Annotated in this window: 7 protein-coding genes and 1 pseudogene; 4 read left to right on the forward strand and 4 right to left on the reverse strand. The window is 67.0% G+C overall.

Annotation, left to right across the window (positions count from 1 at the left end; genetic code table 11):
- Both E2651_RS34590 and E2651_RS34595 read right to left on the reverse strand, forming a co-directional pair.
- Nucleotides 1-694 (reverse strand): annotated as a pseudogene (locus tag E2651_RS34590) (hypothetical protein); the annotation flags it as partial.
- Complete coding sequence (locus tag E2651_RS34595; protein WP_245239413.1) at nucleotides 691-1,719, reverse strand: tyrosine-type recombinase/integrase; 1,029 nt, start codon at nucleotides 1,717-1,719, stop codon at nucleotides 691-693. The pseudogene E2651_RS34590 and the gene E2651_RS34595, both read right to left, overlap by 4 nt.
- A gap of 231 nt (nucleotides 1,720-1,950) precedes the next feature.
- On the opposite strand from E2651_RS34595, the gene E2651_RS34600 reads away from it, so the two are divergent.
- Nucleotides 1,951-2,256 carry a hypothetical protein gene (locus E2651_RS34600; protein ID WP_135335222.1) on the forward strand — a complete coding sequence of 102 codons (306 nt, stop codon included), beginning with the start codon at nucleotides 1,951-1,953 and terminating at the stop codon, nucleotides 2,254-2,256.
- A gap of 230 nt (nucleotides 2,257-2,486) precedes the next feature.
- Here the strand turns inward: E2651_RS34600 and E2651_RS34605 are convergent, their stop codons facing one another.
- Both E2651_RS34605 and E2651_RS34610 read right to left on the reverse strand, forming a co-directional pair.
- Entirely contained in the window at nucleotides 2,487-3,464 is a 978-nt protein-coding gene (locus tag E2651_RS34605) for an ISKra4 family transposase (RefSeq protein WP_135335223.1), read from the reverse strand.
- A 56-nt stretch (nucleotides 3,465-3,520) separates the two neighbouring features.
- Nucleotides 3,521-5,545, reverse strand: coding sequence for a reverse transcriptase domain-containing protein (locus E2651_RS34610; protein WP_348541683.1), 2,025 nt, complete (start codon nucleotides 5,543-5,545; stop codon nucleotides 3,521-3,523).
- Between E2651_RS34610 and E2651_RS34615 the strand changes: the two genes are divergently transcribed.
- The 3 genes from E2651_RS34615 to E2651_RS34625 form a co-directional block, all read left to right on the forward strand.
- Entirely contained in the window at nucleotides 5,544-6,830 is a 1,287-nt protein-coding gene (locus E2651_RS34615; protein WP_135335224.1) for a site-specific integrase, read from the forward strand. The genes E2651_RS34610 and E2651_RS34615 overlap by 2 nt on opposite strands.
- Before the next feature lie 134 nt (nucleotides 6,831-6,964).
- The gene (locus tag E2651_RS45655; RefSeq protein ID WP_245239415.1) at nucleotides 6,965-9,322 is read left to right on the forward strand and encodes a site-specific integrase; all 2,358 of its coding nucleotides are present in this window, start codon (nucleotides 6,965-6,967) and stop codon (nucleotides 9,320-9,322) included.
- 57 nt (nucleotides 9,323-9,379) lie between these two features.
- On the forward strand, nucleotides 9,380-11,152 hold a 1,773-nt coding region (locus tag E2651_RS34625; protein ID WP_280922821.1), incomplete at its 3' end, for a recombinase family protein.

Genomic DNA, 11,152 nt, shown 5'->3' on the forward strand with positions numbered 1-11,152 from the left:
CCTCCCACCGAACAGGCTCGTCCATTGCCAGCAGGCAGAACTGGTTGGTGCGCAGGACTGCGGTCGTTAGCCGTGCCCATTCTGCGGCGTCACGTGTGGCGCCCGACAGCCGCTTCTCCCGCGTCCAGGTTTCGTGGTGGGAAAAGCAAAGACCCGCGAGCATCTGCTGGTTGGCGCAGTCCCGGACGATGCAGGCTGGTTTGGCTGCCATCGGCATGGCTGTGCTCGTTGCCAGCCACTCTTCGAGGGTGATGCCCTGCCGTGAGTGGCGCCGCCAGCGGCAGTAGTGAGTTCGGCAGAGACCGACGCTGTGGGCCGGTCGCTCGCACCGGCCCGAAGAACGTTCCAGGACGCAGCGCTCCGAGTCCGTTCCGCGCTCCTTCCGGACCCGGGGTCGCTGGTAGGACGCGAGGAACTCGTCGCGGCTCAGGCCACTGGCCTCGTGAGTGTCGGTGCAGTGCCGACAGATCATGTTGGGTCCGCGCACCAGGGTCCAGCACGAGGCAGTGATGCACTGGCCTGCTGCAGTGCGGGGATTGTTCAGATCGCCGTCGAAGAACCAGGGCTGCTGGGACCATTCACCAGGTCGCCACTCTGGATCGACGTGCTCCTGGAGCCAGCGCATCCAGGCCGCGGGATCTAGCAGCGGAGGCGAGGGGGACGTCTGTGGGATGAGTTCAGCGGCGCTGGTCATGACTGCCTCCGTCGAGCCGCCACCAACTCGACGGCGGCCCGCCGATCTGCCCCATTGCTGTGCAGGTAGGGGGTCAGAGAGGCCGGGGAGATCTGGCCCATCAGGACCTGGACGACGTCCGGGGCGACTCCGGCGCGAATCCAGGATGTAGCCGCCCCGTGCCGCAGCATGTGCGGCCGGGCCGTGAATCCTGCCCTCTTCGCGAGGCGGTCGAAGAGCTCCTTCGCCGTGCCGTAACGCATAGGCCGGCCCAACGGAGCGTGGAAGAGGTTCACGAAGACCATGTCGCAGTCGGCCGCCTCAGCGACCTTGTCCCGCTCGAACTGGTAGTCCGCGTAGAGCCCGACCAGGTCGTCGGTGACCGGAATCGCCCTGGAGAAACGGGACTTGGCCAGCGCCCCGTTCGCGTTGTTCGCCCGCCGCCGGACATGGACATGCGGGCCTTCGACCCGGCAGCCGAGCATCCGCGAGGAGGACAACAAGTGCATGTCCATGCGCCGAAGCCCCAGGGCCTCGCCGATCCGCTCCCCTGTGCAGCCCAGGAGGGCGACCAGGAACCGGTCCCGGGCATGCGTGGTGACCTGCAACAACTCCTCAGCTTCCTCTGGCGTCAGAAACTCGACGGCCTCTTCGACCGGCTCCGGAAGCTTCAGCATCCGGGCCCGAACGCTGCGGAATTGCCCGTCCTCACCCGCTTCTCGCCCTGGCGGCAGCCAGCGCAGGTACTTCGTCTCCGACAGGCGGGCCGCCAGCTGCGGATCCACCCACTCGTTGCGTGAGCAGAACCGCAGAAACTCGAAGACCCCGGTCATCACGGCGTTCGCCGACTTCTCGATGCGGAACTGCGGCGGCGAGCTCACTCGCGTACTCCGAGGCGGCAGCGGCTCGTCCACCAGCCAGCGCAGGAACCGGGCCAGGTCCAGCAAGGAGACCCGTGTCCAGTCCAGGTGCTGCCCGGAACACCAGGTCAGCAGCATGGCGGTGCGGCCCGCGTACGCCTTCTCGGTGTTGAACGATCGGCCCATGCCTCGCAGGGCCGCCAGAAATGTACAGGCCTCGTGATGCAGCCCGTAAGACTCATCGACCACGACCCACAACGGGCGCCCGTCCACGGGCGATTCGGCACACACAGCACGGAACTTCATGCCTCCATACGACCGCGAGAACGTGCCTCACGACCGGCAGATATCTCACAGCCACACGAAGAGGTGACCACCGTGCCTTACACAACAAATGCCAGCGAAGGACCCCAGATAGTGGTCGCAGCGACCGCCCACGTGAAGTACACGCACAAGGCGGGCGCCCCTCTCACGGAGGTTCCAGACGTGGGTGACGGGGCGGAGATCTATGCGGACGGCACCCGCGGTGGCCTTCTCATCGGCGCTGCCGAGGATGCGCCCGGCTGTGAGGATGAGCTGGACTTGGAGGGCTGGAAGCAGGGGGAGAGCCATGTCCTGTGCCAGACCTACCTGGTTCCTGCTGGTTCCAAGGACCTTGAGGTCCATTGGGTTCCGGAGGACGGCGAGGATGAGCCGTTCGTCTGGAAGTTCTCCGCGGAGTAAGCTCCCCTAACTCCGCGGCGGTATCAGGAGCGTTGCCCTGCCACACACTTGGCTCTGATTCACGCCACGGGCTGACATATGAGCATGCCGCGACGAGGCCCCAGCTGCTCCTGGCTGGGGCCTCGAGCATGCGGTCACGGGCGCTTCTGCAGAGCTGGCCCAGGCCCGCTGGCTCACAACCGGATGGGTGCAGCTCGTTCTGAGTGAGATCGCAGTCAGGCCGTGAGGGTTTATCTGGCCTGGTCGCAGGCTGGGTAGAGCCGTCGGTGTTCGGCGGCGAGGTGATGTTCCCAGTAGGCGTCGAGATCGTCATTGGCGCGGACGGCGCGGAGTTTCAGGACAGCTTCGGCGCCGTCGAGGCCCCAGCGGGCTCCCGAAATATCGAGTCTGTCGGCGATCAAATGCCTGGCTGCTCCCTCGATGATCCCGGTGGCGATGGGCCATCCGGCCTTAAGGGCCTGGTCGTAGTGGAGGAACTCGCTGTTGTTCCGCAGGTAGCGGACACATGCCTCCACGCCGCGGTGTTGCTCACCACTCAGCTCGGTGTGATCGGCCTGGTCCTGGATGACATCGGCGACCTCAGCGGCATGACCTGCGAGAACAGTCAGGGCGTGGGTGGCGACCCACCTCTCGGTGGCCTTGTCGCCGGTGCGGTGGAAGCACCAGGCCGCTGCCCACAGCTTCTCCAGGACATGGATGATGTCGATGACGATGTGGACATCGACGCCGTGGAGGCGGGCTTCTGCCTGGACCAGGTCGAGTTGGTGGCGGGCGCCGTCGACCAGGACCACCCACCTGCGGCGATGGTGGGGATCGCGGGCTTCGGCGTGATCGAAGACCTGCCCGACGACATGCTCCGCATCGTGACGGACCGAACCGCACAGCCACTTGCCCCGGGCGACGGGCCCCGGCCGCGGGGTGTAGTTGGCGGACCGTCCGCCGGGCGGGGTGATCACGTCGTGCGGACGGCGCGGTGCGGGGTCGGCATCGTAGACCGCGCCGAGCGTGGCCATCCGCTTGCGGGCGTTCTTCTCTCCGATGGCCAGGCGGGTGCGGAAGGTGTTCTCCCGGCGGGCGGCGGCCTGCCGGGTGGCCTCCCGCAAAGCCTCGGGCCTGTGAGGTGGGCCCACGGGCGCGGTTCCGGTCTGTTGACCGGTCCGGTTCCCGTGAGCCTCCTCCCGAACCGGACTTGATCGCTTTCCGATCATCCGGCTCTCCAGCTATTCATGCCGTTATCGTGGCAGGAGGGTCGGCATGGATAGCGTCATGGCACGGCGCACACACCACGAGGGTTTTTGCGCCGCTTCTTCGCCATGAACACTGTCCAGGCCGGTTGTTGTTGAGGGCCTTGGAATTGGAGATCGGCGAGTTTGCGAACGTGGTGCACTTGGATGTTGTCCGCGCTCCCGCAGAGTTCGCATTCCCCGTGGCGGAGCCGACGGATCAGCTCGCTACCAGTGAGGGCGCTCCGTACTGGTCGGCGATCTTTGATATTCGCCATGCGCTGTCGTTTCAGCGGAATTCCTCCAAACGTCGCGACCAAGGGGTTTCGCCCTGGGCCGCGTTCGATGCGGGCTTGCAAGCAGGTCCGCAGTCCCTCAGGCGTCTCGATCTTAACTTTGTATTTTCGAGACATCTTGGTGACCTTGGAGTCGTGCTTGTGAGCCAGCGTTCTCAGTAGGGAGGTTTGCATCACCCAGTGCAGCCTGTTCAGCCAGTGCACATTGCTGGCGAGTAGGTAGTACTGCACCATGCCCCGGTATTCGGCTCCGAATCTTGCCACGATGTTGTAGTCGCTGCGGTGCAGGAGCCTGGCCTGGGATGCGGGTTTGCCGCGTTCCATGTACTGGGCGCATTTGGTGGTGAGAACATCGACCGGGACTCGCAGCCCTATCACGCCGTTGACCGCCCTGTTTTGACGGGTAATCTGGTCGTCGGCGTGCTGGGCGACGATGTGATAGCCGAGGAACCTTGCCCCCTTTCTGGCGTGAGTGATCAGCGTCTTGTCTTCCGACAGCTCCAGTTTGAGCTCGCCTTTCAGGAACTGGCGGATCCGCTGTTTTATCTCCTCGGCTTCGGTGATGGGTCCGCTGAACCCGAGTAGGAAGTCGTCGCAGTACCGCACGTACCGCAGCCGCCGATATCCGGGATCTTGTGGGTTCCCGTAGGGGATACGGCGGCGCTGCTGGCGCAACTTGCGGAGAGCCAGAAGGTCGCCGCTCTGTTTTGCCCGTGCGATCGGTGAATCGAGCCTCCGGTATACAGGGTTGGCGGCCCTGCTCTTTCCCCGGGTGTATTCGGGCACGAGAACTTTCTCGACGAATTCATCCAACTTGTGCAGGTAGATGTTCGACAGGACGGGTGAGGCGATGCCGCCTTGCGGCGCGCCAGACCAAGTGGCGTGCCATTCCCAATCCTGAAGGTACCCCGCTGTGAGCATCTTGTGGATCAGCGCAAGGAACCGGCCGTCGTGGATCTTCTCGCCGAGCGTCGTAAGCATGACAGTGAAGTCCAGGCTCCCGAAGCAATCGGCGATGTCTCCCTCAATGAACCAGTGTGTTCCTTTCCAGGTTTCGGCAACCTCCCGCAAAGCGGTATGGCAACCTCGGCCTGGTCGGAACCCGTGTGAATGGTCGGAGAACTGGACGTCGTAGTACGCATCAAGCAGCATGCGCACCACTTCAGCGACCAATTTATCCGACCAGGACGGGACGGAGGCGGCATACGGCCGCATCGTCCAGGAAGCATTCGGGTTGGTTGATGGTGACGCATCCGTTTCACCCGCTGGCTGGGCGCCGGGTCGAGGTCCTGTACTCGATGAAGCGGGGCAGCACTCGGATGTTCGTGGTCGATACGGGAGCCGGGGCGAGGATGACGCTGCCGGTGGCGTGGACTGACCGTGGGCCGGCGGCCGAGGATGTACGGGTCTCACAGGAGTCACTGGTCGAACTGCGCGCTCTGCTGGATGCGTTGGCCAGACGTTGCGCTGACCAGCGGCGAAGCGGAGAGTCGTCATGAGGCGCCGACGCGGCACGAGCCGCGGCCGGCAGCCGGGGGCGAGGCCGGATGAGCATCGAGGGCTGGCTGCGCGAGGACGCCGTGATGGCGGTGGCGAACATGCTCGAGACGTCGCTGCGGGCGAGAGGTGGCGGTCGTGAACGGCGAGGGGAAGATAACCGCTCCGCACCGTTCTCGCCTGGCGATCATCTACCTGTTGACTGAACTGCCGGGAGGGTTTGTGCAGTTCAGGGGACATGCCCGTGTCTGCAGGTCTACGGTCCCTGCCCATGACTGGATGGGATGGAAGGGAGCCTCGGGACCTCGCGGTGCTGACGGTTCCGATGGTGGGCTCGGTGGAAGAGACGGACGATCCCTGGGAGCCGTACCGATTACTCGACCCGGGCGGCGCGGTCGTCGCCTCGGTCGCCGAGTTCCTCAAGGACCTGCAAGCGATCGGCCGGCCGGAGACTACGCAGCGGTCGTACACGCTGGCGTTGTTGCGCTGGTTCCGGTTCTTGTGGGCGGCGGAGGTCGGGTGGGACCGGGCCACCCGCGTCGAGGCCCGCGACTTCTGCCGCTGGATGCAAATCGCTGACAAGCCGGAGCGGGCCCACTGGCGCCACCAGGGCCAGGACGCTGCAGCGAGCGTGTCGCCGACTGCCGGCCGGGCCCCGGGGGCTGCCAATCCGGTGACGGGCAAGCGGTCGCCGGGCAGGAAGTACGCGCCAACGACGCGGGTGCACAGCGAGACCGTGCTGCGGAGCTTCTACGACTTCCACCGTGACGCGGGCTCCGGGCCGATCATCAACCCGTTCCCGCTGGTACGCGAGCGCCGGAGTGGACGGGCTCACATCCATCACAACCCGATGGATCCCTATCCCGCCGAGCGGAGCGGCCTCTACCGCCCCAAGGTCGCCACCCGGGCACCCCGCAGGATCCCGGACGACCGCTTCAACGAGCTCTTCGCGCAGCTGCCCTCACACCGGGACCGAGCCCTGGTCGCCTTCTACGTGTCGACCGGCGCCCGCGCATCCGAACTGCTGAGCTCCAGATGGACCGACGCCGATCCCGGACAGCAGCTGATCACGGTCATCCGCAAGGGCACGAAAGCCCTGCAGCCGCTGCCCGCCTCGCCCGATGCCTTCGTCTGGCTGCGGCTCTACCAGGCCCAGATGCACGGGCTCATGCCCACCGGCACGGACGAGCCGCTGTGGTGGACCCTGCGGCGTCCGTTTCGACCGCTGTCCTACCCGGCCGTCTACCGAATGTTCCAGCGGGTCAACGCTTCGCTCGGCGCGAACTGGAGCCTGCACGACCTGCGTCATACCGCCGCCTATCGCATGGCACGAGACCCGAAAATGCCGCTCACCGACGTCCAGTGGGTCCTCGGACACGCTCAGTTGACGACCACTCAGCTTTACCTTTCTCCCGTTCCGGAAGACGTGATCGCCTCCGTTCTGGCCCACCATCTCCGCCGCTCCGGCGGTCAGACGGAGCCCGACCTCGGCGGGCAGACCATGCCGGCCTACCGGGCCGAGTCGTTGAACGTCCTGTTCGGCAAGGGCACGTCGTGAGCGGCCGGCCGACCCCGGCCGCGGCCCCGCCCCGGTCTGCGGCACCGTCCGTGTCCGGGGTGACCACGCTGCTGGATCGATTCCCTCCGAGGCCGCCGGAACCGACCTGGCCGGCCACCCGGCAAAGCCGCGCGATGCTCCTCGAACGACTCCTCACACCACCCTTCATCTCGGACAGCGCACGCAACCAGGAGGGCCGCGAGGCCGGGCTGATCAAGGTGCTGGACTGGCTGGAGGACGAGCCCGGCGACACCTGGCAGGAACGATGGCTGGCCAGCGGCGCCCAGCAGGCTGGCAACGTCGCCTGGCGGCAGACGGCCTCCCGCGTCCTGCGTGGCAGCGAGTGGACCGGCCAGGCGCCCCGCAGTGAGTTCATCCAGCTCGGCCGCGGTCTGCTGCCCCTGCTGGCCGCCGACGTGATCCGCCCGAGTCTTGCCTGGATGTTCACCCCCGGCAGCATCAAGCATCTGATCACGGAGATGGCCCGCGGCCGCGACCCGGACGGCTTCGCGAAGCTCACGCTCCTGGCGCAGGAGGACCCGGCCAACGCCAACACCAAGGAGGCCGCGCTGCGGAGGGTCGCCGGGCTGCTGGCGGCCAAGGGCGGCACGGTCGCCGACATCGTCGTCGGCGACTGCCTCCAGGTCGTGCACATCATGGCCGCGCGGGGGCGGCGTGACACGAGCCTGTACTTCTACCAGATGCTGCACGCGCTCGGTGTGTTCCCCGCCACCGCTCCAAGGACGGTGCGGGTCTTCGCCGCCCAGGGCCAGGTCGGCATCGAGGACCTCATCGACCGCTATGACCTGGCCTGCCGCCCCATCCGCGATCTCCTGGTCGCCTACCTGCGCGAGCGCCAGCCCGCACTCGACTACGCAACCTTGCGCTCGATGTCCTTCGGCCTGGGCCGGATGTTCTGGAAGGACCTGGAGATCCACCACCCCGGCATCTCCTCGCTCCACCTGGAGCCCGACGTCGCCGCCGCCTGGAAGCGACGCGTCGCCCGCAAAACGCTCACCGTCCCCAACCTGGACGGCACCACCTCACAGACCGAGGCACCCCGCGCGGACCTCGGGATGAACTACATGTCCATGGTCCGCGCCTTCTACCTCGACATCGCCCAGTGGGCGATGGAGGACCCGCCGACCTGGGGACCATGGGCGGCACCCTGCCCGATCCGCGACGCGGAAATGTCACGCCGCAAGGTCCACGCGCATCGCAAATCCCGGATGGACCAGCGCACCCGCGAACGTCTCCCGGCGCTGCCCGCCCTGGTCACCGCCGCCGACACCGCACGCAGAGCTGCGGCCGAACGGCTCGCCGTCGCCCAACAGACCTCGCCCGGGCAGCTGTTCACCGCCGGCGGTCAGACCTTGCGGGCCGCAGTGCTCAGCAAGCACACCCTCGCCGCCAAGACCTGGGCCGAAGACCCTGAATCCGGCAAGCGCCGAGATCTCACCCTGGAAGAACACCGGGCCTTCTGGAGCTGGGCCGCCGTCGAAGTCCTGCGTCATACCGGCATCCGCGTCGAGGAACTCGCCGAACTCAGCCATCACAGCCTGGTGCAATACCGGTTGCCGACCACCGGCGAACTCGTGCCCCTGCTGCAGATCGCCCCGTCCAAGACCGACGCCGAGCGGCTTCTGGTCATCAGCCCCGAGCTGGCCGACGTGCTCAGCGCGATCATCAGCCGAGTTCGCGGCAGCAAGCCCACGCTGCCGCTCGTGGTCTCCTACGACATCCACGAACGTGTCTGGAACCCGCCGATGCCCTTGCTGTTCCAGCACCGGCACGGCGTCGAGCACCGCCCGATCACCATCCACACTGTCAGGGCCCTGCTGAACGCCACCCTCGCCGCCACCGGCATCACCGACGGAAGCGGGCGTCCGCTGAACTACACGCCGCACGACTTCCGGAGGATCTTCATCACGGACGCGATCCTCAATGGCATGCCCCCGCACATTGCCCAACTCGTCGCCGGACACAAGGCGATCACAACGACCATGGGCTACAAGGCCGTCTATCCCGAGGAAGTCATCAACGGACACCGGGCCTTCATTGCCCGCCGCCGGGCCACCCGCCCCGGCGAGGAGTACCGCACCCCGACTGACGAGGAATGGGACGACTTCCTGGGGCATTTCGAGCGACGCAAGGTCGCCCACGGCACCTGCGGACGTGCTTTCGGCACTGCCTGTATTCATGAGCACGCTTGCATCCGATGCGCTCTTCTGCGGCCTGATCCCGCCCAGCTTCACCGGCTTGCCGAAGTACGCGACAACCTGCTCGACCGCATCACTGAGGCCGAGCGCGAAGGCTGGCGCGGTGAAGTTGAGGGACTGCGCGTCAGCCTCGCCGGGGCCGAGCAGAAACTCGCCCAAGCAGACCAGATCGCCACCCATCGAACCACGATCGACCTCGGCATGCCCGACTTCTCGCACATCGCCGGCCGCCATATCACCACCACACGGCACCCCACGAACGAGCCCCCGTGACCGCGAACAGGCCGCTGGGCCCAGGCGATTACACATTCTCGAAAGTTCAGAGAATATCTGCGGCAGTCGACGATGCTGCAGGTCCGCGATCACACGGAGTCGACCACGCGGCAGTACGCGCTGGTGGACTTGGCGCTCGCGTTGGGCTGGACGGCGGAGAACATCCTGGTCATCGACAAGGACCTGGGTGTCTCGGGCCGGTTCGGGGTCGAGCGCGGGGGCTTTCACGAGGTGGTGGCGAAGGTGTGTCTGGCCGAGGCCGGGGCCGTGTTCGGCCTGGAGGTCTCCCGGCTGGCCCGCTCCAACGCGGACATCGCCCGCCTGCTGGAACTCGCGCGGTTGACCGACACCCTCGTCGTCGACACCGACGCCATTTACGATCTTGCGGACTTCAACGACAGGCTGTTGCTCGGACTCAAGGGGAGCATGTCCGAAGCCGAGCTCCACCTGCTCAACGGCCGTCTCCAGGGCGCCAAACAGACCGCCGCCGCACGCGGTGAACTGCGGGTCCCGCTGCCCGTCGGGCTGGCCTACGACGAGGACGGCAGTGTCGTGCTCGACGCAGACGAGGAAGTCCGCACTGCGGTCGCCGACGTGTTCACGGAGTTCGCCCGCACCGGCTCCGCCTACGGGGTGGTCGCCGCCCTGACCGCCCGCCTGTTCCCGCTGCGTGCCTACGGCGGCGTCTGGGACGGGCAACTGCGCTGGGGCAAGCTGACTCACGGCCGGGTCATGGGCGTGCTGACCAACCCGGCCTATGCCGGCGCCTATGTCTACGGCCGTCACCGCACCCAGCGCACCGTCCGGCCCGACGGCACCGTCCTGACCACGAATCCTCGTGTTCCGCGGGCCGACTGGCGCATCGTCATCACCGATCACCACGACGGGTACATCACCTGGCAGCAGTTCCTGGCCATCGAGGCGAAGCTCACCGCGAACTGCACGCACACCGGCGCCCGTCCGCCCCGCGAGGGCGAACCTCTGTGTCAGGGCATCATCGGCTGCGGGGGCTGCGGCTGCCGGATCGGCACCCGCTACCAGGGCACCAACCGGCTGGCCCAGTACGACTGCATGGGGCATAGGGACGCTGCCCGCACCACGTCCTGCCGGTCGATCGCCGCCACCGTCGTGGATGACGCGGTCGCCGGCCTGCTGCTGGTGACCCTGACACCCGAACTGGTCACGCTCGCCCTGGACGCGGCCGAGCAGGTCACCCAGCGCCACACCCGCGCCCACCACGCGGCCGAACTCGCTGTCGAACGCGCCCGCTACGAAGCCGACCGCGCCGAGCGGGCCTTCAGCCAGGTCGAACCGGAAAACCGCCTGGTCGCACGGACCTTGGAGAGCCGCTGGGAGACGAAACTGGCCGCCCTCAACGACGCCGAGGCCACCCTGGTCGCCACCCGCGAGGCCTGCCCGCCGCTGCCCGGCCGCGCCGAGCTGGAGAAACTCGCCGCCGACCTGCCCCGGCTCTGGGACGACCCCACCACCAGCGCCAAGGACCGCAAACGCCTGCTGCGGACCCTGATCAGCGACATCACGCTGCTGCCCGACGGCGCAGAAGACGAGGTCCGTATCGGAGTGCGCTGGCACACCGGCGCCACCGACCTGATCACCACCTCGCGCAGCGGGGCGCCCCGCACCCCGGCCGCCGCCGTCGAACTGATCACCCGGCTCGGCACCGTCCTCAGTGACGAGGAACTCGTCACCGAACTCGCCACGGCCCGCCTGCTCACCGGCAAACGGCGGCCCTTCGACATCAAGGCGGTGCGCTGGGCCCGGCACGTCTACCAGATCCCGGCGCCCAACCCGTTCCTCGACGGCGAGATC

Origin of the sequence: Streptomyces sp. MZ04, assembly GCF_004684775.1 — a bacterium.
GTDB lineage: Bacteria > Actinomycetota > Actinomycetes > Streptomycetales > Streptomycetaceae > Streptomyces.

What these genes read in the sequence shown, in the direction of transcription:
- E2651_RS45655 (WP_245239415.1), top strand. Translation starts at nt 6,965, where the DNA reads ATGCTCCTCGAACGACTCCTCACACCACCCTTCATCTCGGACAGCGCA.
- E2651_RS34595 (WP_245239413.1), bottom strand. Translation starts at nt 1,719, where the DNA reads ATGGGCCGATCGTTCAACACCGAGAAGGCGTACGCGGGCCGCACCGCC.
- E2651_RS34610 (WP_348541683.1), bottom strand. Translation starts at nt 5,545, where the DNA reads ATGGGCAGGGACCGTAGACCTGCAGACACGGGCATGTCCCCTGAACTG.
- E2651_RS34605 (WP_135335223.1), bottom strand. Translation starts at nt 3,464, where the DNA reads ATGATCGGAAAGCGATCAAGTCCGGTTCGGGAGGAGGCTCACGGGAAC.
- E2651_RS34615 (WP_135335224.1), top strand. Translation starts at nt 5,544, where the DNA reads ATGACTGGATGGGATGGAAGGGAGCCTCGGGACCTCGCGGTGCTGACG.